This window comes from Skermanella mucosa, assembly GCF_016765655.2.
Lineage (GTDB): Bacteria > Pseudomonadota > Alphaproteobacteria > Azospirillales > Azospirillaceae > Skermanella > Skermanella mucosa.
Genome location: NZ_CP086106.1, coordinates 2,323,167 through 2,347,428, shown reverse-complemented (window position 1 = coordinate 2,347,428; position 24,262 = coordinate 2,323,167). Strand labels below are relative to the sequence as shown.

At 68.1% G+C, this 24,262-nt stretch carries 19 protein-coding genes and 1 tRNA gene; 10 read left to right on the top strand and 10 right to left on the bottom strand.

Annotation, left to right across the window (positions count from 1 at the left end):
* Positions 1-181 precede the first annotated feature (181 nt).
* Both egtB and JL100_RS10565 read left to right on the top strand, forming a co-directional pair.
* Entirely contained in the window at positions 182-1,483 is a 1,302-nt protein-coding gene (egtB, locus tag JL100_RS10570; protein WP_228421189.1) for an ergothioneine biosynthesis protein EgtB, read from the top strand.
* A 47-nt stretch (positions 1,484-1,530) separates the two neighbouring features.
* Positions 1,531-1,971, top strand: a complete 441-nt coding sequence (locus JL100_RS10565) for a nuclear transport factor 2 family protein (RefSeq protein ID WP_202685388.1) — start codon at positions 1,531-1,533, stop codon at positions 1,969-1,971.
* Position 1,972: 1 nt separating this feature from the next.
* On the opposite strand, the gene JL100_RS10560 is transcribed toward JL100_RS10565, so the two are convergent.
* Positions 1,973-2,797 carry an aldo/keto reductase gene (locus JL100_RS10560; RefSeq protein ID WP_202685387.1) on the bottom strand — a complete coding sequence of 275 codons (825 nt, stop codon included), beginning with the start codon at positions 2,795-2,797 and terminating at the stop codon, positions 1,973-1,975.
* A gap of 149 nt (positions 2,798-2,946) precedes the next feature.
* Between JL100_RS10560 and JL100_RS10555 the strand changes: the two genes are divergently transcribed.
* Together JL100_RS10555 and JL100_RS10550 are read left to right on the top strand one after the other, a co-directional pair.
* A complete protein-coding gene (locus JL100_RS10555; RefSeq protein ID WP_202685386.1) occupies positions 2,947-3,255 on the top strand; it encodes a hypothetical protein in 309 nt (102 codons plus the stop codon).
* Complete coding sequence (locus JL100_RS10550; RefSeq protein ID WP_202685385.1) at positions 3,252-3,821, top strand: hypothetical protein; 570 nt, start codon at positions 3,252-3,254, stop codon at positions 3,819-3,821. The genes JL100_RS10555 and JL100_RS10550 overlap by 4 nt, the downstream gene beginning before the upstream one ends.
* Before the next feature lie 25 nt (positions 3,822-3,846).
* Here the strand turns inward: JL100_RS10550 and JL100_RS10545 are convergent, their stop codons facing one another.
* Positions 3,847-4,842 (bottom strand): S1C family serine protease, encoded by a 996-nt coding sequence (locus tag JL100_RS10545; protein WP_202685384.1) that lies wholly within the window; start codon positions 4,840-4,842, stop codon positions 3,847-3,849.
* Between the two features lie 143 nt (positions 4,843-4,985).
* On the opposite strand from JL100_RS10545, the gene JL100_RS10540 reads away from it, so the two are divergent.
* Complete coding sequence (locus JL100_RS10540) at positions 4,986-5,855, top strand: SH3 domain-containing protein (RefSeq protein ID WP_202685383.1); 870 nt, start codon at positions 4,986-4,988, stop codon at positions 5,853-5,855.
* 9 nt (positions 5,856-5,864) lie between these two features.
* Here JL100_RS10540 and JL100_RS10535 read toward each other — a convergent pair whose 3' ends face one another.
* The gene (locus tag JL100_RS10535) at positions 5,865-6,947 is read right to left on the bottom strand and encodes an AI-2E family transporter (protein WP_202685382.1); all 1,083 of its coding nucleotides are present in this window, start codon (positions 6,945-6,947) and stop codon (positions 5,865-5,867) included.
* Positions 6,948-6,954: 7 nt separating this feature from the next.
* Positions 6,955-7,812, bottom strand: coding sequence for an SGNH/GDSL hydrolase family protein (locus JL100_RS10530; RefSeq protein ID WP_202685381.1), 858 nt, complete (start codon positions 7,810-7,812; stop codon positions 6,955-6,957).
* 190 nt (positions 7,813-8,002) lie between these two features.
* On the opposite strand from JL100_RS10530, the gene JL100_RS10525 reads away from it, so the two are divergent.
* Both JL100_RS10525 and JL100_RS10520 read left to right on the top strand, forming a co-directional pair.
* Positions 8,003-12,769: a translocation/assembly module TamB domain-containing protein gene (locus JL100_RS10525; protein WP_202685380.1), complete on the top strand. Its 4,767-nt coding sequence runs from the start codon at positions 8,003-8,005 to the stop codon at positions 12,767-12,769.
* A 7-nt stretch (positions 12,770-12,776) separates the two neighbouring features.
* The gene (locus JL100_RS10520) at positions 12,777-13,634 is read left to right on the top strand and encodes an FkbM family methyltransferase (protein WP_202685379.1); all 858 of its coding nucleotides are present in this window, start codon (positions 12,777-12,779) and stop codon (positions 13,632-13,634) included.
* Here the strand turns inward: JL100_RS10520 and JL100_RS10515 are convergent.
* From JL100_RS10515 to JL100_RS10500, 4 genes are all read right to left on the bottom strand, one after another.
* Entirely contained in the window at positions 13,631-14,386 is a 756-nt protein-coding gene (locus tag JL100_RS10515; protein ID WP_202685378.1) for an SDR family NAD(P)-dependent oxidoreductase, read from the bottom strand. The two genes, JL100_RS10520 and JL100_RS10515, sit on opposite strands and share 4 nt — an antisense overlap.
* Positions 14,383-15,732 (bottom strand): FAD-binding oxidoreductase, encoded by a 1,350-nt coding sequence (locus tag JL100_RS10510; protein WP_202685377.1) that lies wholly within the window; start codon positions 15,730-15,732, stop codon positions 14,383-14,385. The genes JL100_RS10515 and JL100_RS10510 overlap by 4 nt, the downstream gene beginning before the upstream one ends.
* A 12-nt stretch (positions 15,733-15,744) precedes the next feature.
* Complete coding sequence (locus JL100_RS10505) at positions 15,745-16,725, bottom strand: lysylphosphatidylglycerol synthase transmembrane domain-containing protein (RefSeq protein ID WP_202685376.1); 981 nt, start codon at positions 16,723-16,725, stop codon at positions 15,745-15,747.
* 61 nt (positions 16,726-16,786) lie between these two features.
* Positions 16,787-18,289, bottom strand: a complete 1,503-nt coding sequence (locus tag JL100_RS10500; protein WP_202685375.1) for a UbiA family prenyltransferase — start codon at positions 18,287-18,289, stop codon at positions 16,787-16,789.
* Positions 18,290-18,701: 412 nt separating this feature from the next.
* Between JL100_RS10500 and mnmA the strand changes: the two genes are divergently transcribed.
* Together mnmA and JL100_RS10490 are read left to right on the top strand one after the other, a co-directional pair.
* On the top strand, positions 18,702-19,847 hold the full coding sequence (gene mnmA / locus JL100_RS10495; RefSeq protein ID WP_202685390.1) for a tRNA 2-thiouridine(34) synthase MnmA: 1,146 nt from the start codon (positions 18,702-18,704) through the stop codon (positions 19,845-19,847).
* A 487-nt stretch (positions 19,848-20,334) separates the two neighbouring features.
* Positions 20,335-20,411, top strand: a tRNA-Met gene (locus tag JL100_RS10490).
* Between the two features lie 67 nt (positions 20,412-20,478).
* Here JL100_RS10490 and JL100_RS10485 read toward each other — a convergent pair.
* A complete protein-coding gene (locus tag JL100_RS10485; RefSeq protein WP_228421188.1) occupies positions 20,479-21,537 on the bottom strand; it encodes a tyrosine-type recombinase/integrase in 1,059 nt (352 codons plus the stop codon).
* A 316-nt stretch (positions 21,538-21,853) separates the two neighbouring features.
* Here JL100_RS10485 and JL100_RS10480 point away from each other — a divergent pair, with 316 nt between their 5' ends.
* Positions 21,854-22,897 carry a hypothetical protein gene (locus tag JL100_RS10480; protein ID WP_228421187.1) on the top strand — a complete coding sequence of 348 codons (1,044 nt, stop codon included), beginning with the start codon at positions 21,854-21,856 and terminating at the stop codon, positions 22,895-22,897.
* Here JL100_RS10480 and JL100_RS10475 read toward each other — a convergent pair.
* Positions 22,857-24,077, bottom strand: coding sequence for an IS256 family transposase (locus tag JL100_RS10475; protein ID WP_201072050.1), 1,221 nt, complete (start codon positions 24,075-24,077; stop codon positions 22,857-22,859). The two genes, JL100_RS10480 and JL100_RS10475, sit on opposite strands and share 41 nt — an antisense overlap.
* Positions 24,078-24,262: the final 185 nt, after the last annotated feature.

Below are 24,262 nucleotides of genomic sequence, written 5' to 3'. Positions count from 1 at the left end.
CAGCCACGAACCTCAAGTCATATGCCTCCCCTGAAATCCGGCCCGTCGGCAGGTACTCCTTCGGCATAGCCCCGTCGGAGATGCTGACCCAATCCCCGGAAGAGGTGTTCCATTTCCCAAATTCATGCGCGCCACCAGACTACTTAATTGCGAACACGCCGATGCGCCGGAGGAAGAAAAGATGATCGATGCCATGCAGGACGTCATCGAGCTCGCAGCCGCCCCGAGCGTGCGCGAACGGCTGGTACGCCGGTTCATGCGGGTCCGAGGCCGTACGGTGGGGCTGGCCGCTCCCCTGACCCCCGAAGACCAGATCATCCAGTCGATGGCCGACGTCAGCCCGACGAAATGGCATCTCGCCCACACGACATGGTTCTTCGAAGTCTTCGTGCTGAACCGCTACGCACAGGGCTATACGGCGTTCGACGAGCGGTTCGGTTACCTTTTCAATTCCTACTACAATAATCTGGGCAGCCGCCACCCGCGCCCCCACCGGGGCATGCTGTCGCGCCCGAGCGCGGACGAGGTCCAGCGCTACCGCGATCATGTCAACGCCGCGTGCTTGCGGCTGATCCGCCAGGTACCGGATGAAACCCTGGGCGAACTGTCGAAGATCCTGACGCTCGGGTTCAACCACGAGCAGCAGCATCAGGAATTGATCCTGACCGATATCAAGCACGTCTTCTGGTCGAACCCGCTGCTTCCGGCATACCAGTCCGCCCAGAACCAGCCGGGGGCGACCACGGCTCCCCAGAAATGGTTCGAGCATGCCGGCGGCCTCGTCCAGATCGGATGCGATGGCGACGGCACGGGCTTCTGCTTCGACAACGAGACGCCGCGGCACCATACCTACGTCCAGCCCTTCCGCTTCGCCGGGCGGCCGGTGACCTGCGGCGAGTACCGGGAGTTCATAGAGGCCGGCGGTTACGACAAACCGAAATACTGGCTGTCGGACGGCTGGAACGAGGTCGAGGCGCAACAGTGGCGCGCCCCGCTCTACTGGCAGAAGCAGCACGGCGACTGGCACGTCTTCACCCTGTCCGGGCTTCGTCCGATGGTGGAATCCGATCCGGTTTGCCATGTCAGCTTCTACGAGGCCGCCGCCTATGCCGCCTGGGCCGGCAAGCGGCTGCCGACCGAAGCCGAGTGGGAACTGTTCGGCCGGACCCAGCAGGTGGACGGCAACCTGATGGAGTGCGGCACGCTGCACCCCATGGCCTCGCCCTGCGCCGGGATGGGTCCCTGGCAGATGTTCGGCGACGTCTGGGAATGGACCGCCAGCCCCTATTCGCCCTATCCCGGCTTCAAGGCCCCGCCGGGCGCGGTCGGCGAATACAATGGCAAGTTCATGTGCAACCAGATGGTCCTGCGCGGCGGGTCCTGCGTCACGCCGTCGGACCATGTCAGGGCGACCTACCGGAACTTCTTCCCGCCGGCCGCCCGGTGGCAATTCGCCGGCTTCAGACTCGCCGAAGACATCTGAATGGGGTAGTCTGGCGGCCGAAACTCCTCCTACCGGAAGCGACCGCCATGGCCCCTCGTCCCACTATCACCTCAGCGGCGACCGGTCCGACCCTGGACGACGCGCTGGCCGCCAACCGCGCCTTCTATCACGCCTTCTCCAGCCGGGACTTCGCGGCGATGGAAATGCTGTGGGCACAGGCCGCGCCGGTCCTTTGCATCCATCCCGGCTGGGCTCCGCTGGTGGATCGCACGCTGGTCCTGACGAGCCTGCGGGACATCATGAGGAACCCGGCGACGCCGAAGGCCTTCAGCCGCAATGACAATGCCTTCATCTACGGCGACGTCGCCGTGGTGATCTGCGAAGAGGTGCTGGAGGGCGGCGTCCTGGCCGCCACCAACATCTTCGTGAACGAGGGCGGCGCCTGGCGGATGGTTCACCACCAGGCCAGCCCCATCGCCGTCCGTCTGGAGCAGACGGAGCCGCCGCCCCGGACCGTTTTCCACTAGGTCAGGCGGCGTCCCATGCCGGCGCCCAGCCCGGATTGATCAGCCGGCGGTCGCCCCGAAGGGCATCGATCTCGGCCCGCTCGTCGTCGCCCAGCTTGAAATCGAAGATCTCGAAGTTGCTCTTCAGGTGCTTCTCGCCGCTGGCCTTCGGGATCGCCGCGACGTTGCTCTGGTCGATCAGCCAGCGCAGGGTCACCTGGACGGCGGACTTGCCGTGCTTCTCCCCGATCCGTGTCAGGACGGGATGGGTCGCCGCCTCGCCGCGGGCGATCGGGCTGTAGGCCGTCACCATCATGTCGTTGGCGCGGGCGAAATCCAGCACCGGCCGCTGGGACAGGAAGGGGTGGTACTCGACCTGATCGCAGAGCAGATCGGCCTTGTGCCGCTCGACGGCATCCTGGAGCAGGGCGGTCGGGAAGTTGCTGACGCCGATGTTGCGCGCCTTGCCCGCGGCCTTGACTTCCGACAGGGCCTTCAGGCTCTCGCCCAGGGGGAACTTGGGATTGGGCCAGTGGATCAGCAGCAGGTCCACATGGTCGGTCCGCAGCTTCTTCAGGCTCTCGTCGACCGAGCGCTGGAGTTCGCCGTCGCCGATGCGCTCGTACCAGACCTTCGTGGTCAGGAAGATATCGTCGCGCGGGATGCCCGAGTCGGCCAGCGCCTCCCCGACCTGCTCCTCGTTGTTGTAGGCCTGCGCGGTATCGACATGGCGATACCCCATGGCGAGACCGGCCCGGACCACGTCGACGCACTGCGCGCCCGACAGCTGCCAGGTCCCGAGGCCGAGCGCGGGCACCCGCACCCCCTTGAGGTTCACGTATTCCATCTTCATTCCCTTCGAGTAACGGAAAGCAAACCACTGCCCGACATCATGGTTCCGTGCGGCCGGTCCGGCGGCAGGGATATCGTATTGACTGGATGAGCTGGTTGGTGTTGCACAGCGTTTCTGGCGAGTCTTCCGCGAAATTCAGCGGCTTGGCGGAGTCGTTCCGGCGAACCGGCGGGAGAGCGCTGGCCGCGTCACTGGCGATGGTGACCCTCGCCGGCTGCGAGACGCTCCGCCCCGCCGACGGCCAGCAGCCGCCCGACAGCGTCGCCGTCAATTTCCGCACCGACCCCAGGACCGGCAACACGGAAGGCCCGTTCGACCCGGCGACCGGAAAGCCGGTGCAGACGCAGATCGGCGAGGACGGCATCCTGCGGGTCGTGATCGACCCGGTGACCCATGCGCCGCGCCTGCTCCCCGCAGACCTGCCGACATCCCCGGCGCCGGCGAAAGAATGAGCCTGCTCCGGCTTCCCGCAGCCGCTCGGGTCGCGGCCGTCCTTCTGCTGGGAAGCGTCCAGGGCGTTTCCGCGCAGCAGCCGGTGCCGCCCGGGTCCGGGTCGGTCGCGTCCGGCATCACCCCGGCCCGATACTCGATCCCGGCGCCGGGGAAAGGGCGGCTGACCGCTTCGGTTCCCCCCTTGCCGCCGAAGCCGCTGCCTTCCTTGGACCTGCCGGGCGACGCCGCGGCGCCTGCGGCTCCGATGCTTCCCGCCGTCGCCAAGGTCACGCCCTATCAGCCGCCGATCTTCTGGCCCCCGGTGCCCCGGCGCAAGCCGGGCGGAACGGTGACGGCGGCAACTTCAGCCGCTCCGGCGGCGGCCCTCCCTCCGGAGCCCGTCCCTGTGCCGCCCGCCCGGGAAGGTTTCACATCCGTGGTGCCGATCACAGTCTTCGGTCCCGACGACATGCCCGCGGCACCGAAGGCCACGCCGGAGCCGACGCTGGAGGAGCTTGCCGGCACCGAGCCGATCGTCTTCACCGTGCGGCTCCCGACCGTCATCCTTCGGGAACCCGCGCCTTGACCGCCCGGCGGACCGCCCTGCCCCGTCAGGAGCCGGCCGAGGTCAGCAGGACCTCGACGGTCCGCGAAGTCTTGCCTCGCTGGAACGTCAGGCGCATGCCCGCCGCTCCCTGGCGCTTCAAGTGGGCGGTCAGTTCCGCGACGCCCGCGACCGGCCGGTCGTCGGCGTGGGTGATGACGTCGCCGGGCTTGGCGCCCAGTGCCGCGGCGCGCGATCCGGGCGCCACGCTGACGACCCGTACCCCCGGAGCCGCATCCTCGGCCATGATGCCAAGATCATTGCGGGCACCGGACGCGCCCTCCTGGCCGGCGACCCTGCCCGCGCCGCCGATCAGGCCGGCGATGGTCCGCTCCAGCAGGTCCACGGGAACCGCGAAGCCGACGCGGGACAGGCCGGCCGGCGCCGCGACCACCGCCGTCGCCATGCCGATCAGGCAGCCCCGCGAGTCGAGCAGCGGACCGCCGGAGTTGCCGGGGTCCAGGCTGGCGTCGGTCTGGATCGCCTTGTCGATGCGCTTGCCGGCGCCAAGTTCCACCGGCCGGTCCAGGCCGCTGATGATGCCTCGGCTCAGGCTGACGCCGATCCCGTACGGATTGCCGATGGCGAAGACCCCCTGCCCGACCTTCAGAGACCGCGACGAGCCGCGGGTCACCGAGGCCGGAGCGGCGGCGGCATCCACCTGCAGGACCGCGATGTCCAGGTCGGCGGCGACCGCGATCATGGCCGGCCGGACGGTACGGCCGTCGGCGAACCTGACGGTCAGCTGCCGCCCCGGCCGGATCACGTGTTCATTGGTCACCACATGGCCGGCGCGATCCCACAGGAACCCGGTGCCGACCGTCTTCGCGCCGTCGCCGGCGGACTCGATGGTCACCACGGCCGGCGCCACCGCCTCGAACAGGGCGACGGGGTCCGTTTCGGTGCCGCCCGGCGCGCAGGCGGCTGCCTGGGCGGCGTTGCTCCAGCCGAGCACCGCGGCAAGGGAGGCGACGATCATTCCGGTGTTCAGCGCTGTACGCATGGCGGTCTCCGACGGGGCGGTCTCTGTGGGGCAGGTTCGTGACCATCAATGGCAAGCCCCGTGCCAGTGGCGGATTCCCGGGCTTTTTACGCAGATTGGACGGACCGTCGCGGCAGGACTTGCCCTATGCCGGGGGGATCGCGATGCAGATTCTGCCTAAGCCGCCGGTCACCCGGCTCCTTCTGCCGATCGTGGCCGCGGCCCTCCTGCTGTGCGCACCGGTTTCCGCCCGTGCGCAGGGAGGACCCAACCTCGGTGCGCCCCAGGTCGGCGAGACGATCCTGAACCGCGACGTGGAGGTCCGCGTCTCGCCGGACGAGGCGAGCCGCGTCGTGATGATGCTGCCCAGGGGCAAGACCGTCGCGGCGTTCGGCACCCCGCGCCGCACCTCCTGGACGCAGATCGGGCTGGGCGGCCGGGACGTGGGCTACGTGCCGAGCGACAGCCTCGACAGCATCTTCATCGCGCGCACGGTCGCGAGCCGGGCCGCCGTGGTCGGGCGGCAGCGCTGGACCTTCCCCGACGGCACCCTGCGCGGCACCCACGTCCTGGCCGGCAACGCCGCGGGCACGGAGATCAAGGACGGCAAGAAGCGGGAGACCAAGCTGGAGCGCGGCGCCGTGTTGGGCCTGCTCGACGTCCAGGGCGGCAAGGCGCGCATGACGTCGGAGTCGATCGCCAGCATCGCGCTGCCGCCCGAACAGCTGCTGCCGATCATCGGAGTCCACGACTATGATTTCGCGGGCAGCGGCCCGCCCCGTACCTTCTACGCGGCGCGCGTGGGCGAATTCCTCACCCCGGTGGAGGCGGAAAACGGCTGGATCGACTTCATCGCCGCCGCCGGCCCGCAATACGCCCCCTACGCGCACTTCATCTACCCGACGATGGGGAAGGACAGCATGACCTTCTCGCTGGCGTTCGGGCCGCTGGACCGGATCGGCGTCAACAATGTCTGCGTGGCGCTGAGCCAGCGCATGCTGGACTGCTGGATCGTCGAGGTGGAGTCGTTCTGATCCCCGGGTTCAGAACTCGTCGTAAGGCCTGCTGTGGGTGTAGCGGTCGACCGCGTAGCGGATCAGCACGGCGATCACCGTGGCCGCCGGCAGAGCCAGCAGGGCGCCGATCAGGCCGAACAGGCTGCCGCCGACCAGCAGCGCGAAGATCACCCAGACGGGATGGAGATTGGTCCGGTTGCCGACCAGGACGGGTTCCAGGACGCTGGTCTCCAGCACGTTGCTCCCGGCATAGATCAGCACGACCAGGAGCGGTTCCAGCCAGCCGTCGAACTGGACCAGCGCCACCGTGACGGCGGCGATCAGCATGACGAGGTTGCCAACCACCGGGACGAAGACCAGCAGCCCGGTCAGCACGCCGATCAGGATCGCGAAGTTGAGCCCGACCAGGTAGAGCCCGACCGAGTGGATCACCGCCTGGATCGCGGCGCTCAGCGCCATGCCGCGCAGGAACCCGGCGAGCCGGTCGGTCATCTCCCCCACCAGTTCGAACACGACGGCCCGGGACTGGCGCGGCACCAGCCGGCGGATCTGGCGCACCACCGGGTTCCAGTCGCGCAGAAGATAGAAGGTGACGACGGGGGTCAGGACCAGCAGGAGCGCTATGTCGAACAGGGTGGCGGCGAAGCCCAGCAGGTCCCCGGCCGACTGCTGCACCCATTCCCCGGTCCGACGGGCGATCCGGCGGAGCAGGTCGGTATCGTTCAGCACCTCGGCACCCGGCACCTGGGCGGCGGCGCCGGTCAGCATGGCGCGCGCGCGGGCGAGCAGGTCCGGGAGGCGGTCCGCCAGATCGCTGGCCTGCTCCAGCAGCACCGGCAGCAGCAGCGCCAGGATTCCGGCGAGGATGCCGAAGGTGAGCAGCGTCACCAGGAAGGCGGCCCAGCCGCGCCGGACACCTTTCCGGCCGAGCCAGCCGGCCAGCGGGTCGAACGTGAAGGCGAGGCCGGCACCGACCACGAAGGGAACCAGCGTCCGTCCCAGGACGGCGATCAGCCCGATGCCGAGCGCGATCACCAGACCCCAGATCACGATCCGCAGCCAGTTGGGGATGCGCGACGCCGGCTCTTCGGCAATGACGACCTTTTCCATTGTCAGGTCACCGGTCTCCGTTCCCGGCCAGCGCCCGGAGCGCGGCGTTGGCGAGCCGGGCGTGGCCGAAGGCGGTCGGATGGACCTGGTCCCAGAAGATGTACCGGTCCGGCTCGGCGCAGATCCGGCCGGCCCCCGCGCAGGGGTCCGTCAGGTTGACGTCGGGCCTGCCAAGGACGCCGGGATCCCTGAAGACCCGCTCGACCAACCCATGGACGTCCAGGCGGACGACCCGCGTGCCGCGGCGCGCCTCGACGCCGGCGATCGTACGATCCAGCGCCTGGTTGAAGCCCGTCGTGACCTGGCTGGCGATCCGGCCGACCGTCGGGCCGAACTGCCGCACGGCCGGGACCTTCGCGAGGTCCGGCAGGTTCGGCATCAGGATGGTGCCGGCCCCGGCCGAGGCGAGGTCGTCGGCGATGCCGGCGAGCACCCGGACCGCGTCGGTCGCCAGGACGACGGGATCCCGGCCCGACACGGCGGCCAGCAGATCGTTGGCGCCGCCATAGACGATGAACAGGGTCCGGCGGACGGTCTTCCGGTCCGGCTCCTCCGCCAGGTACCGGTCGGCCTGGGCGCGAAGGTTGTAGGGGCTCCCCGGATCATGGGCACGCGCGCCGCCGACCGCGTAATTGGTCCCGCCGGAGATCGCCGGCTCGACCGGCAGGCTGAAATGGCTCGCCAGATGCTCGACCCAGACGGGTCCGTTGCTGAACCGCGCGCCGGCCGCGTTGCCGGTGTCGGAAAGGCTGTCGCCGAATACCACGATGCCGTCATAGGTCCGCGGCTCCGCCGCGATGGAGGCCGATGCCAAGCCTGCGCACATGCTGATTACCATGGTGATGATCCGGAACGGACGTGTCATTCTGCTTCCCAAGGACTGATACCGTTCTCCGCCCCCGTAAACGTGCAGGAACAGCTTTGTTTCCGGCCCTTGGGAGCCCGGGCATGCGTTCGGATCGTCCCGGTGACCTTGTCGGCGGCATCCTGGAAGGCACATCTCCTGCCCTGGGGTGTTCGCCCTGGTGTACGGAGCTATGGCAAGGCGGGAATTCATGGAAGGTCTGGTTCGTCGGTGGAGCGCCGCGTTGCTGCTGCTGGGTTTGGTCGCGGGCGCGCCGATCGCCGTCACAGCCCAGGAGGAGTCCGGGCAGCAGGATCCCGGCTGGATCACCCGCCAGATCCAGAACCTGCTGAGCGGCCCCGGCCGCACCGTGACGATCGGCCGGGTCAGTTCGAGCTGGAGCCTGGACGTGACTCTGTACGACCTGGCCATCGCCGACGACGAGGGCGTCTGGCTGCAGGTCGACCAGGCGAAGCTGGATTGGGCCGCCGGCGCCCTGTTCCGCCGCGAGTTCCGGATATCGGGTTTGGACGTCAACCGGATGGACGTGGAGCGGCTGCCGGCGGGACAGCCCGAGGAACCGCCCAGCGACGAACCCTTCTCCCTTCCCCAGATCCCCGACCTGCCGGTCGGCCTGGACCTTCGTCATCTGGCAGTCAAGGAATTGCACCTGGGCGCACCCGTCCTCGGCGGCGAAGCGGCGACCCTGGGCATAAACGGCAGCGCCCGGCTCGGCCGGGGCGACGCAGGGCTTGGTGCCGACCTTGACATCGAACGCCTGGACAGGCCCGGCGGCGCCAAGCTGGCGCTGAACTACGCGCCGGACACCAACATGCTCGACCTGGACCTGACGGTGGAGGAACCGCAGGGCGGCGTGATCGCGCGGGCCGCCGACATTCCGGGACTGCCGCCGGTCAACGTCGCCCTGCGGGGGTCCGGTCCCCTGTCCGGCTGGGAAGGCCGGCTGGACGGCAATGCGGGCGACGTCGCCCGGATCGGTGCCGAGGCGACGATCCGCGGCGTCGAAGTCGCGGAGGGCGCCCAGGGATATGGGATGGTCATCCGCGGCGATACCGCCTTCGCCCGCCTGCTCGATCCCCAGGCCGCCGTTCTGGTCGGCGAGACGGTCGGGTTCTCGGCCGAATCCGTGATCGATCCCAACCGCGGGGTGACCCTCACCCCGGCCCGCGTCACCCTGGCCGCCGGCACGGCGGAGCTGTCCGGCAGCTACCGGTTCGACCCGCAGGAACTGGACTTCGACTACGTTCTGGAGGCGGGAGCCGATTCGGCGCTCCGGACCCTGGCCCCTGATGTGGCCTGGCAGTCGGTCCGATTGGCCGGTACCGCGGAAGGTCCCGTCGCGGCGCCCACCCTCACGGCCGACCTGACCGCCGAGGCCGTCGATGCCGCCCAGGCGGCGCTGGACCGGGCGGTGCTGCAACTCCGGGCGGTCCCGTCCGGACCGCTCGACCAGCCCGGCTCCACCATCGACGTCACGCTGAACGGAACCTTGACCAATCCCAGGTCGCCCTCCGATCCACGGATAGCCCAGGTCGCCGGCCAGGAGGTAACGATCGAGGGCATTGCCGTCGTGACGCCCGGCGCGGGCGAGATCCGAGTCGCCGACCTGCGCGCGAACACCGCCGCCGGCACCGCCAGCGCCACCGCGCTGGTCGAGCGCTGGGGCGACGCCGTCGGCGCGCAGGTGGTGCTGGACGTCCCCGACCTCGGCCGCCTGCCCGACCTGCCGGTCGCGGGTGCCGCCAGCGTCCGGACCGACCTTGCCCTGGAACAGGGCGGGCAGATCCTGCGCGGCGAGGCGACCGCCGAGCTGCGCGGGCTGAATAGCACCGACCCGGCGCTGGAGCCGATGCTGCGCGACCTCGCGGGCGATGCCGTGACCCTGCGGCTCGCCGCGGACAGCCAGGATGCCGCCCGGACGGTCGAGGTTACGGAACTGGCCCTGAACGCACCGGTGGGCAGCCTGACCGGCACCGCGACGGTGCGCGAGTTCGGCCAGGACATAGCCGGGATCGTCGACCTGACCGTGCCGGAACTGTCGCGCCTGTCCGCCGTCGCCGGGACGCCGCTGGCCGGTGCCGCGCAGGTTCGGGCCGACCTGAGCGGCGGCAACCGGGAAACGCTGGTGCGCGCCGACCTGACCGGCGGCGTCACCGGCCTGAATACCGGCACCCCGGCCGCCGATGCGCTGGCCGGCGACAAGGTCGATCTGGCCGGCCTGGTGACGGTCGGGACCGACGGGTCTATCGACATGCCGAGGCTGAAGATCGACGGCCGGAACGTCGCGCTGACCGCCGCCGCGGCGCTGCGGGAGAACCGGCTGGACGCCAGATGGCGGGCCGACCTGCCGCGACTCGCCGTTCTGAAAGAGCCGCTCGCGACCGACATCGCCGGCTCGACCTCGCTGGAGGGGACCGCGACCGGACCGCTCGACTCCCTGGAGGTGCGCGCCGACCTGGACGGACGCAACCTCGTGCTGGCCGGCCGGAACGTGCCCACGGCGGACGTGGACCTGCGCGCCACCCGCGTGCCCGGCGCCCCGCGCGGCACCCTGGTCGCCTCCGCGGTGGTGGACGGGCAGCCGCTGGACGCCCGCACCGGCTTCGCGCTGGAAGGCCAGCGGCTCGACCTGTCCGACATCTCGCTGGGGGCGGAACGCAACCGCATCGCGGGCGCGATCCGGGTGGCGCTCGACCGGCTGACCGCATCGGGACGGCTGGCCGGCGACATGCGCGACCTCAACGTCTTCTCCCCCCTGGCCGGCCAGAAGCTGGGCGGCAGCGGCAGGATCGAGGTCAGGCTGGACGATCCCCAGGGGCGGCAGTCGGCGACTGCCGCGGTCCAGGGCCGGAACATCCTGGTCGCCGGACCCGAAGGCCCGCTGCTGGCCGCCGACCGGATCAACCTGAACGCCGACGTGAACGACGCGCTGGGTGCCCTGCGGTTCGACGCCAAGCTGGACGGCTCCGGCATCACGGCCGGCGGCGCCGATCTGGCGACCCTGACCGCCTCGGCCTCCGGCACGCCGGCCAAGGCGGAGTTCCAAGCCCGGACCAGTGGCCAGGCCGGCGCGCCGGCACAGCCGGCCCGCGTGGCGCTGGCCGGCGGTTTCAGCCAGGAGGGCAACCTGCAAAGGCTTCGGCTGGAACGGCTGGACGGCACCTATGGCGGGCAGCCGTTCCGGCTGGTCAACCCGGCCACCGCGACGATCGGCCCGGACCGGTACGAGGTCCGCGACCTGCTGCTCGCCAGCAACGAGGGACGCATCGCGCTCGATGCCGGGCTGGTGCGGAACGCGATCGAGGGCTCGGCGACGCTGACCCAGGTGCCGCTGGCGCTGGCGGAACTGGCCGCTCCCGGCCTGGGGCTGGACGGGCAGATCAACGGCAATGCCAGCTTCGCCGGCACCACCGCCGATCCCCGGGCCGACCTGGACCTGAGGGTCACGAACCTGACCGTGGAGGGCGGCGAGGCCGCCGGGCTGAGCGGTATCGACATCTCCACGACGGGGCGTTGGCGGAACGGGCGGTTGGCGCTCGACGGCAACGCCGTGACCCGGCAGCGCGACGGCATCGACATGAGGCTGGCGGCGGAGCTGCCGCTGGTGCTGAGGCAGGAGCCGCTGACGGTCGAGGTGCCGATGAACGCGCCGGTCTCCGGCGCGCTGCGCGGCAACGTGGAGCTGGCGACCTTCAACGATCTGCTCGCCACCACCGGCGACCGGGCGCAAGGGCGGCTGGACGTGAACCTCGACCTGGGCGGGTCGCTGGGCAACCCGCAGCTGGGCGGCCTCGCCACGCTCGATGGCGCCCGGTACGAGAACCAGGCGGCGGGCACCGTGATCCGCGACATCGTGATGCGGCTGCGCGGCGACGGCACCCGGCTGACCATCGACCAGTTCAACGGCAGGACTCCGAACGACGGCATCGTCGAGGCATCCGGCTCGGTCAACGTCGATCCGACCGATCCCCGCGCCTTCGACATCCGGGTCGGCGCCAGCAACGCCCAGCTTGTCCAGATCGACCTGGCGACGGTCCGGCTCGACACGCTGCTGAGCCTGACCGGGCCGCTGGACAACCCGCTGCTCCAGGGACCGGTAACGATCGAGCGCGCCGAGATCCAGGTGCCGGAACAGCTTCCCCCCAGCGTGGTCGAGATCCAGGTGGAGGAGATCAACCGTCCCGGCACGGCCGACACACCTGCGCCGGGGCCGACGGAGGATGCCCCCTCGGCGTTCCAGCTCCGCCTCGACCTGACGGTGGAGGCTCAGAACCAGATCTTCGTGCGCGGGCGCGGGCTGAACGTCGAGCTGTCCTCGGACGTCCAGGTCACCGGCACCGCGGCGGAGCCGATCATCGGCGGCGGGCTGCGGCTGGTCAGCGGGACGCTCGATTTGCTGACCAAGCGGTTCGAGTTCCAGCAGGCGAACATCGATTTCGTCGGCGACGGCAGCACCGATCCGGTTCTGGACGTGGCGGCGCAGGCGCAGGCCGAAGACATCACGGCGGTGGTCGCGGTGACCGGACGGGCATCCAACCCGAAAATCCAGCTGACCTCGACGCCGGAGCTGCCGCAGGACGAGGTGATCGCCCGCGTGCTGTTCAACAAGCCGTTCAGCGACCTGAGCGCCATCGAGGCGGTGCAGCTGGCCCAGAGCGTGGGCCAGCTCGCCGGCGTCGGCGGCGGGCCGGGCATCCTGGACAACCTGCGGAACACGCTGGGCGTGGACCGGCTGGAGCTGCTGAGCGGCGAGGAAGGCGAAGGGCTTGAGGGAGCCGGAGTCGCGGCGGGCCGCTACGTCTCCCGCGACGTCTATGTCGGCGCGGAACAGCGGGTCGGCGAGGCCGGCAGCCGCGTGGTGGTGGAGATCGACGTGACTGACAACCTGAAGGTTCGTACCGACGTGGGCACGACCTCGGGCGCCGGGGTCGGCGTGCTGTACGAGTGGGAGTACTAAGGCCGCCATGGCTCTCTCCCGCTACGCCGGCCGATTGGCCGAACTGGTCCGGGGCGACAGGCCCGTCCGCAACCTGGCGGGTCGGCTGCTGTGGCAGACCGGGCTGTGCCGCCACTTCACCATCCCGAAGGACGGCTACCGGCTGCGCTTCTTCCCGTCGTCGGTCTCCTGCGCCTACTGGATCGACCCGGAATCGCGGGCGGCGGACGAGCGGATCGTCACCCGCCTGCTCGGCCCCGGAGCGACATACGTGGATGTCGGCGCCAATGTCGGGACTCTGGCGGCGGCGGCCGCGGCTAGGGTCGGTCCCGGCGGCACGGTCCACGCGATCGAGGCGAACCCGACCATCGCGGGCTTCCTGCGGGAGAACATGCGGCTGAACGGCTTCGATCAGGTGACCATCCATAACGTGGCGGTCGGGGCGGAGCCGGGGACGATCCGGATCTCACAGCGGCGCGCGGACGACATGAACTTCGTGTCGGCGGACGGCGACGGGGCGACGGTCGAGCTGACGACGCTCGACGCACTGCTGGGCGGCCTGGAGCGGATCGACCTGCTGAAGATCGATGTCGAGGGCTTCGAGAAGTTCGTGCTGGACGGCGCCGCTCAGGTGCTGTCCGTGTCATCAAATGTCTACATCGAGCTGTTCGACGAGAACTCCGCCCGATACGGCTACGGCGCCGGCGAGATCCTGGACCGGCTGCGCGGGCACGGCTTCGCCTGCCATGTCGTGGGTCCTGACGGTGCCTTGCGGGACGAAACCGCGGGTTTCGGCGAGTGCCTGAACGTTCTGGCGACCCGCGATCCCGGGGTGCCGGAGCGGGCCGTAGGGCGGCGGGACGCCGCCGCTCCGCAGGGGGTCTAAATGCTCAGGCGCTTGAAGATCGGTTCCGGGATCGAGCGGATGATCGTCATGATGATCCACCAGAAGGCCGGGAAGTAGCGGACCTCCGCCCCCTTGGCGGCGTAGCGCAGGCAGGCGCGGGCGCAGTCCTGCGGCGAGGCGACCAGGAACAGCCCCGGCATTCCCCAGGTCATGGTGGTGTCGATGAAACCCGGCTTGACGGTGGTGACCGTCACGCCGGAGCGGAACAGGCGGTTGCGCAACCCCTGGAGATAAGCGTGCAGCCCTGCCTTCGCGGAGCCGTAGACATAGTTCTTGATCCGCCCGCGGTCGCCCGCGACCGAGCCGAGCGCCACAATATGGCCCTTTCCCTGCGCCTCCAGGATCGGGGCCAAGCGGTGCAGGACCGAGACCGCGCCGGCATATGTGGCCATGATGGTGCTCTGGGCCTTGTCCGGGTCGGCGTCGATGGCGGACTGGTCCGGCATCAAGCCGAAGGCCAGGAAGACGTTCAACGGTCCGGTGCCGAAGCCCGCCGACAAACCGGTCACATCTTTGACGAATACATCATGGGTATCCACCACTTCCGCGTCGAAGTCAACCACCTCGACCGCGACATCGTGGCGGATGCGGACGTCGGCGGCGCCGCGGTCCAGGTCGGCGCGGTCGCGCCCGGCCAGGATAACGTTGCTGCCCTGGGCCGCCGCTTCCAGCGCGAAGGCTCGGGCGATCGAAGAGGAGGCGCCGAGCACCAGCCAGGTCGGGGCATTCATGACTTCTCTCCCCGGATGTCCAGGCGGCGCGAGAGGTCGGACTGGATCCGCCGGTCGGGATCGATGCGGTCGAGCACTTGGCGGAACTCTCCCAGTTTCGGGTACATGCGGGCGAAGCCGGCGGGGTCGAGCACGGCGTCCTTGGCGAGATAGACCCGGCCCCCGTGGTCCAGGGTGATCGCGGCGAGGCGGGCCAGCAGGTCCTCCACGCCGTCGCGCCGGGGGAAGTCGAGCGCCAGGGTGTAGCCCCGCATCGGGAAGGACAGGTGCCCCCTGCCCTCGCCGCCCAGGGTCTTCAGCACCGCCAGGAAGGAGCCGGCCCGGGCGTCGGAAATGGCCTCCAGCAGCTTGCGCAGGGCGGCCGGCGCCTCGGCGTCGGGGACCACGTTCTGGAACTGGTAGAAGCCTCGCTTGCCGTAGATCCGGTTCCAGTCGTGGATGGCGTCGAGCGGGTAGAGGAACTGCCGCACCGGCAGGGTGCGGGTCCGCCCGGCGGCCGGGACGCGCCGGTAATAGGCCTGGTTGAACAGGTTGATGCTGAACGGATTGAGCGCGAATCCGGGGAGATCGACCGGCACCGCCCGCTTCCTGGGCGGCTTCGGGGCGGCGCCGGCCGGGTCGGCGGGGGCGGTCTCCGCCGTCTCCAGGATGCCGCGGCCCATGTCGGCCCCGCGCGCCATGCCGTCGATCCAGCCGACGCTGTATCCTGCGGTCTCCCGCGCCTCGGCCAGCCCGGCCATGAAGGCGTCGAGATCGGGCATCCGCCGCTCCCGCACCTCGACCGAGGCGGAGGCGACCCGGCGCAGGCGGAAGCAGACATGGAGGATCACGCCGGTCAGCCCGACACCGCCGACGGTGGCGGCGAACAGGTCGGGCCGCTCGTCCGGCGAGATGCGGACCTGTTCGCCCGTGGGAAGGATCAGGTCCAGCCACAGCACATGGTCGCCGAAGCTGCCGACGCGGTCGTGGTTCTTGCCGTGGACGTCGTTGGCGACGGCGCCCCCGACGGTGGCGAAGGATGTTCCCGGCGAGGTCGGCGGCATGAAGCCCCGGGGCAGGAAGGCGGTGAGCAGGTCGTCGAAACTGACGCCGGCCTCGCACACCAGGGTGCCATCGTCCGGATCGAACGAGACCATGCGGTTCAGCCGCTCCGTCAGCAGGACGTTGCCGCCGCCGTTCAGGGAGGCGTCGCCGTAGCTGCGGCCCAGGCCGCGGGCCAGGATGCCGCGCTCGAACCGGTCCTGAAGCACCCGCGCCGCGGCCGGAGCGCGCTCCGGCCGGCAGGCGGCGGCTTCGGACCGGCGGGTGCGGCCCCAGCCGGTCAGGGTCATCGTCTTCCAAGTCATGATATCAAGAACTCACCTGATTCCGTCGGCGGTCGCCAGACGCTCCGCCGCGGGTTGGCGGGCCAGCTTCAGCGCCACCGGCAGGGCCACGAACCCCAGCCCGACGGCGAACCATAGCGTGGTCAGCCGGATGATCAAGGTCGCCGCCAGCGCCGTGTCGGCGGGCACGCCGAGCAGGGTGAGCAGAGCGAACATGGTCGCCTCGGTGCCGCCGAGCCCGCCCGGCAGCATGGAGACGGCGCCGACCAGCATGGCGAAGGCGAACACGAAGATCGACTGCTGAAGCGTGACCTGGGCGCCCAGGTCGATCAGAAGCCAATGCAGCGCGAAGGCCTCGCACAGCCAGCCGACCACCCCGATCGCTGAGGTCAGGGCGAAGATACGGGGATCGAGCAGGCGCGAGGTCTTGCGCACGACGGTACGCGCCCCGCCGAACAGGCGCGGCCAGCGCCCGACCAGGCCATAGGCCAGCAGCACCGCGCGCAAGGGTATCTGCGGACGGAGCAGCATCAGGAGCCCCCCTGCCAGCGCCGCGGCTGCCACCAGGGTGCCGGTGCCGTAGGCGGCACCGAACGCCGACAGCCCCGTCAGGCACAGCAGGGTGATCGCGACGGCGTCGCTGATGCGGTCGCCGATCAGCAGCGGGGCGGTGCGCTCGTATCGGTAGCCGTGGCATCGCTCCAGGAGCCAGAGGCGCAGCGCCTCCCCCACCTTGCCCGGAGTGGTGGTCATGGCGAAGCCGGCGACGTAGTAGAGCCCGGTGCGTCCCGCCGGAACGTCGATGCCGAGATGATGGCCGAACAGGTGCCAGCGCCATGCCCGCAGGGCATAGTTGGCCAGCGACAGGAGCAGCAGCCCGGCGAAGACGGCGGGGCTGAGCGCCCACATGCGGTGCCAGACCTCGTCCAGGCCGAACCAGATGCCGGCGGCGGACATGGCCGCGACGAAGACCACGGCGGTGATGACCGCGCCGTACTCCGCCCGCCGCATCATGGAGCGGGATCCCGTGGACGCGCCCGGCTGGGATGGGATTCGGTGAGTGGTCACGATTCCTCTATACGGGCAGATGGGCGATGGCGACGATGGCGAAGACGGCGCCGCAGACGAGCCACGACACGGGGTCCTTGGCGGCGAACACGATGGGGTCGTCGTGCATCTTGCCGCGCGAGGTGGCGAGCCAGATGCGGCATTGCCAGAACAGCATCAGCGGCACGATCGCCCAGTAGAGCGCATCCATCGTGTTGAGGCCCAGCGCCAGGTCGGACTGGACGTAGAGGGCGAGCACCAGGCACGAGGTGAAGGAAGAGGCGACGCCCATCAGGCGCAGGATATCCATGTCCCCGGCGCGATACCCCCGTCCCGCCGGCTTACCTCCGTTTTCCGGTGGCAAGGCCATCAGTTCGGCGACGCGCTTGACGATGGCGAGGCTGAGGAAGACGAAGCTGGAGAAGCCCAGCAGCCAGAGCGAGACCGGATAGCCCGATGCCTCGCCGCCGCCGAACAGCCGGATGGTGTAGAGGGCCGCCAGCATGAACAGATCGACCAGCGCCAGGCTCTTCAGCTTGAACGAGTAAAGGATCGAGCAGACGGCGTACAGCACCACGACGGTGAAGGCGCCGGCGGCGGCGGCCAGCGACCCGCCCAGCAGAAGCAGCCCGGGCGCCAAGATCGGACCGTGGTAGAGCGGCAGCGCGCCGCTGGCGAAGGGGCGGTTGCGCTTGCGGTGGTGCTGCCGGTCCGATGCGAGGTCGGTCAGGTCGTTGATCATGTAGATGGCCGAGGCGGTGCAGCAGAAGGCCAGGAACATCAGCAGCGCATCGCCCCAGGCCGAGAGATCGAACAGCGCGCTGGCGGTGACGATGGGCACGAAGACCAGGACGTTCTTGACCCACTGATGGGGCCGCAGCGCCTTGAGCAAGGCGCGTGTCCAGGGGGCGCGGTCGTCCACATGGGCTTCGATATGGGTGATTTCCGCCGCCGCCTTGCACACGCTCTTGGGCGCGTTGACCAGGACGGCGGAATCGGCGTGCCGCCAGATCTCCAGGTCGGAGAAGTCGTTGCCGGCATAGGCGTAGGGCTGGCCTTCGAGGTGCCGGTCGATCGCCTCGGCCTTGGCCGATCCCCGCAGGTTGTTGAGCCCGTCGGAGGCGATGACCTCGTCGAAGATCCCGAGGTGGCGCGCGACGGCGTCGGCGATAATGTGGTCCGCCGCGGTCGCCAGGATCAGCCGCCGGCCGAGCCGCTTCTGCTCGTGCAGCCAGGTGACCAGCCCGGTGTTGTAAGGTAGCAATGTAGGGTCGAGCCGGGCATGGAGCGCCAGTTGCTGCTTGAGGTGCGCCTTGCCCTTCAGGAGCCAGCCGACCATGGCGAACAGCACGCGCCAGTCCTTGATCAGGGCGAAAAAGCACTCGATCAGGCTGTCCGTGTTGAGCAGCGTGCCGTCCATGTCCACGCACAGCGGTACCGGCCGGGTACGTGCCGACGAGGCCGGTGGCATGGATGAGGACGGTCGAGAGTGGTCGGGTTCGGAGCGGTCTATCGCGTCCATGCTGGCCATGTTCTGCTCAATCCATCATCAACGGGTCCGTAATGGCGGGACCTCAAATCTTCGGGCCGACGGCGCACAGCGGATTTTAATGGCATTAGCCTTAAATAATCGCTCAAGCCATGGCGGTTTCAGACCTTCGTTACCCAGGCTGAATACCGCGAGCACCCAAAACGTGCCATCGTCACGGCCGCGAAATGCACTTTTTCTCTATGCTTATGAACGATTTTTCCGGAGCCTTATTCCATCCGTCCTTTGTATTGGCCAGGCTTCCGCCCCAATGGAGGCTTGACGCCGACCCTTGGTGGCGTCGAGGCCTGTTGCGGCGCACCGGCGGTCGCCTATATTGGCGGGCATGGACGCACCCTTGATGTACCCCTCGAACCCCGCCGCGGCGGGCTCGGCCGCCGTTGGTTCCCCGGCGTTGAATTCGCTCGGCTTCGCCAAGGCGCCGGCGGATACCCGCGTGGTCGTCGCCATGTCCGGAGGCGTCGATTCCTCGGTCACCGCGGCCCTCCTGCGCGAGGAGGGATACGACGTGGTCGGGATAACGCTCCAGCTCTACGACCACGGCATGGCCGTGGGCAGGAAGGGCGCCTGCTGCGCCGGCCAGGACATCTACGACGCTCGCCAGGTGGCCGACCGGATCGGCATCCCGCATTATGTGCTGGACTACGAGAACCGGTTCTCCCAGTCGGTGATGGACGATTTCGCCGACAGCTACCTGCGCGGCGAGACGCCGATCCCCTGCGTGCGCTGCAACCAGCGTGTCAAGTTCCGCGACCTGCTGGAGACCGCCCGCGACCTGGGCGCAGAGGCGCTGGCGACCGGCCACTATGTGCGCCGGGCGATGGGCGAAAACGGCGCCGAGCTTCACCGCGCGATCGACCCGGCCCGCGACCAGAGCTATTTCCTGTTCGCCACGACCCGCGAACAGCTGGACTTCCTGCGGTTCCCCCTGGGCGGCATGCACAAGCCGGAAGTGCGGGCGCTGGCCGAGCGGTTCGGGCTGGTGGTGGCGGACAAGCCGGACAGCCAGGACATCTGCTTCGTGCCGACCGGGTCCTATGCCGAGGTGGTCCAGAAGCTGCGACCGGGCGCGATCGAGCCCGGCGACATCGTGCATGTGGACGGCCGCGTGATGGGCAGGCACGGGGGGATCATCCATTACACGATCGGACAGCGGAAGGGGCTGGGCATCGGCGGCCAGAAGGGCGACGGCGGCGACCCGCTCTATGTCGTCCGGCTGGACCCGGCCCTGCACCAGGTGGTGGTCGGTCCGCGGGCGGCGCTGGGGCGCGACAGCGTGCTGGTCCGCGAGGTCAACTGGCTGGGCACCGGTAGCGCGCCGGACGCCGGCGGGACGCGGGTGCAGGTGAAGCTGCGGTCGGCGCAGCCGGCGGCGGAGGCGACGGTATTCCCGGCGGCGGAAGCGGGGGCCGTGAAGATCGTGCTGGACGAGCCGCAGTTCGGCGTGGCGCCGGGACAGGCCTGCGTATTCTACCAGGGCGACCGGGTGCTGGGCGGCGGCTGGATCACCCGGGCCGAAGGCGGGCTCGCGGCTGCCTGAGGGACGGGGTTTGCTGCATGAGACTTGCCGGGTGGGCAGGCGCGATACCCCCGGGTATGTCAGCAAATGTACGCAGACGTGATGAGGGACCCGGGGCGGCTTGGCCCGGGATCGCCACGCCGCCCCCCCCTGGAGCATGTCAGCAAAAGTCAGCAAACGTAGGGGGCGGAGAGTTTCAGGCCGGCTCGGCGTCGCCGGAGCGCCGCCGCCGCACCGTGGTCTGACGACGGCGGATGTCATCATTCGTGGCGTCGGATCCGTCGGACCGCCCTGCCCCGCCGACCGGACGGGCTGGCTTTCATATGCGATTGTCAAAGATCCGTGCCATGCGGCGGAGCATCATAGCGGCCGCCGGTTAAGAAACTTTTCCTGCGAAGAGGAGGCTTACGCGCAGGGTATTTGGGGCTGCAAAAAACACCGCGAAGCGCTTGACAGTCCCCACTTCGCCGAACTATATGACGGCCTCCCGGCGACGAACCGGGCCTGCGGCGGAGTAGCTCAGTTGGTCAGAGCAGAGGAATCATAATCCTTGTGTCGGGGGTTCAAATCCCTCCTCCGCTACCAGTTAAAACCCCTGCCAAGTCAAGCACTTGGCAGGGGTTTTTCGTTTGGCGGGCCAGTCGTCCGGCGATCAATCCGCGTTCCCTGTGCCGACCTTTGTACCGGGGCGGATCACCGCATGCAGGTCGTCGACTCTGAGGAAGGCGTAGGCCCTTTCGGTCATGGCAACCGACTTGTGCCCCAACCACTTGCTGACCCGGTATAGGTCCATACCGTAGTCCTGTAGGAGGCGGCAGCCACAGGTTCGGCGGAGATCATGCCATCGAAGATCGCTTATCCCAGCCCGCGATGCGGCCCCATCCAGCCCACGAGTTAGCCTGAGGTACCGTGATCCATCTGGTTTGCAGAACACGTAGGGCGAGGTCAGATGTCGTGGCTGCTGTGCCAGGATCTGTGCGGCCTGATCGGTGAGGGGGACCACCCTTGGATTGCTGGTCTTGGTTTTGGTGAGAGTGAGTTCGTGACGCCGCTGGTTGACCTGTGACCACTCCAGAGACAGTTGCTCCTCCAGGCGAAGACCGGTTTCGATAGCGAACCCGACCATCGGCTTGAGATAAGACCCCGCCGCAACGAGAAGCCGTTCCTGCTCCTCATGGCTCAGGTAGCGTCTTCGAGGGTCTCCTTCCTTCAAGAGTCGCCGGTCCAGGGTCCGGATCGGATTTGCATCAACCCACTCCCATGAGATAGCGAGTTGCAGCATCGATGAGAGGCAAGCCAGGTCGCGTCTGATTGTTGATGGCGATATGCCCTGTTTTCTCCGGAAGCTGACATAGGCTAGGATCTTCGTCTTCGTGACCTCATCCAGATAGGCCCCGACGAAGTGCGGGTTCAACATCTTTAGGCTGAAGAGGTATCGGCGGGCAGCTAGAGGTTTGAGCGATGGAAGGTGCTCGCCGATAAATCGCTCGACAGCCTCATCAAAGGTGTGACGGGGACGGCCGCCTCGGTCCAGCCGTCGGCGTTCCTCAACCAGTTGAGCAAGATACTGCTGAGCCACAACTTTCGACGAGGTTCGGGCTGACCTTCGGACCTCCTGTCCGTGCCATGTAAACCGGACCCACCATGTCCGCCCCCGCTTGTAAACCGCTGCCACGTAGATCCTCCTGCACCGGCAAATCCAGTTGTCCATGCAGGACGGTCCCATAGACCGAGCCGCTGTCAATCTGACCACTGGTTCCGCTTTGGATCGGCCCTAGAACATACCAGTCGGAGTCCGGTTTGGTGGAGCCGAGGAGGGGCATGTGAGGGCCTTGGCTGCTGAGGACAGTGCTATTGTCTGCCGCCTACTATACTGAGCCAAGCTTTGTGTCGCGGCAGATTTGGATTGCCGAAATGGCTGGGCCAACTCGCCATTCTATCAGACCATGTTCCTTGGCTCATTATTCCCGTTTTTGATTTTTCCGGGGGTGTTCCTGCAATTTGGACCCGCGGGGTGAGGATTGTTCATGGTGACCCTCGTCGCGGCAATCGAGCCCCGACTGAATGAGGGTTATGGAATGAGCCTTGTCACCAAGTTCGCTGGACAGCCGGATGTTGTCGGTATCCTCGAGGAGATTCGCCTGGGTACAACGGCCCTGGACCGTGCAGCCCCTGCCAACTTCGCCGACACCGTACTGGCCCGGCTCCCGGTCGAGAACCTGAGCCCCGACGATGTTGATGTCGTCGCGGAGTTCTTGAAGGGTGAGGTCGGCCTGAACGTCAACCTGACCAAGCGAAAGATCGCCAGGGCCAAGGTCGCCGAGGTTCTGGGATTTTTCCCGACGAGCCTTGCTGAATTCATTCGGGCCTACACCGATCAGTTTGGCTTGGAGCCGACGCTCAAGGACAGGGTCCGGGTTACCAAGCGGGTGTTGATCCGGGCGGACGGTAGCGAAGTCCGCCTCCAGGAGACCGACGACGAGTACCTCGACCGCTTCAACGAAATCTGGAGTCCGCGGGAGATCGACGTGAGGCGGGTCGTCGATCAGATGAAGATCTTCAACGAGGATCACAAGCTCGGCTTCACCGAGGCCGGCATTGAGCGGGCTTGGAACGAATGGGTGGTGCAGAAGCGGGCGGAGATCCTGTTCTGGCTCGCTGACAAAGTGGGCGGCGGCATTCAGGAAGATGAGCACGCCGAGACAGACCAGCAGTGGGACCTGTTCCTCCAGGCTGTGCTGGCCGACTACGACCAGGATCATCACCTGGTCAAGGCTGTCCTCCAGCACTTCATCTGGCAGGTCGGCCGGAAGATCCGGGGTATGACGGTCGGCAATCACATGATGCCGGTGATCATCGGCCAGCAGGGTGGCGGCAAGACCGAGATGGTCAAGCGGTTCCTGTCGCCGCTCGGCGACGCCTGGGTGGACAGCGACTTCGCCAAGCTGGCCGACGACCGACACAGTGAGGTCCTGGGCAGCCTTCCCGGGGACTGTCGGGAATTCCGTGCTTGGCGGGGCGGGTTCAGTATCAGGCGGTCATCGCCTTTGCGAACCGGTCGCCGAAGATGACAGCCATCTGGGCTTTGGCGGCCGTCCATTCCCGGGGCGGCATCTTCCAGTCTTTCTCCGCGCGGTTCAAGACGAGAAACAGGAGCTTCAGCGCGGCCTCGTCATTGGGGAAATGCCCCCTGGCCCGGACCGCCCGGCGCAGCTTTGAGTTCAACGCTTCAATGGCATTGGTCGTGTAAAGGATGCGCCGGACCTCGCGCGGGAAGGCAAAGAAGGGGATGACCTCCGGCCACGCCCGCCGCCAAGCCTTGCCGATGGCCGCGTATTTTTCGCCCCAAGGCCCGGTCTCAAAGGCGCTCAGAGCCATCTCGGCGGCCTTGTCGTCGACAGCGTCGTAGACCGTCTTCAGGGCGGCGGCGATGGCCTTGCGGTCCTTCCAGGACGCGAACTCCATGCTGTGGCGCAGCAGATGAACGACGCAAGTCTGAACAATCGTCTCCGGATAGGCAGCCGCGATCGCCTCGGGAAAGCCTTTCAGCCCATCGACGACGGCCAGCAGGATGTCCTCCACACCCCGGTTCTTCAACTCGTTCAGGACGCGCAGCCAGAACTTGGCGCCCTCGTTCTGTTCGATCCACAGGCCCAGCACCTCCTTGGCGCCGTCGGCCCGCACGCCGATGGCGACATGGATGGCCTTGTTGCGGACCAGACCTTCGTCGCGGATCTTGACCCGGATGGCATCCAGGAACACCAGGGGGTAGATCGCCTCCAGCGGCCGGTTCTGCCAGGCCGTCACCTCCTCGATCACGGCGTCCGTCACCGTGGAGATCAGGTCGGCCGACACCTCGATGCCATAGAGCTCCCGCAGGTGTCCCGTGATCTCCCGGGTTGACATGCCGCGTGCGTACATTGAGATGATCTTCTCGTCGAAGCCGGGGAAGCGCCGCTGGTATTTGCCGATCAGCGCCGGATCGAACGTCCCCGACCGATCGCGGGGAATGGACAGACCCATCGAGCCGCCATCGGTCAGCACCGTCTTGTGGCCGTAACCGTTGCGACGGTTGCCGCTCTCATCTCCAGCCAGATGATGATCCAGCTCCGCCTTCAGCGCCCGCTCCGTCAGCGCCTTCTTCAGCTGGTCGAGCAGGCCGTTCTGGTCGAATGCCGTCTTCGCATCGGCTCCAGCCAGCAGCTGGTCAAGGATCGCGTCAGGGATAACAGGATCTTTGCGTCGGGCCATTCAGGGTCTCCTTCTGTTTCAGGATAACCCCGCCAAGCACGAAATTCCCGATAGTCCCCCGCCACTGAGCGACCAAGCACTCACTCGACCTTCACCGCCACCTCCCGAGTGAATGCCCCTCTGACGTCAATCACGTCAAAGTCATTTACCCACCACATTAGCGAAATCGCAGAAAAGTACTCATC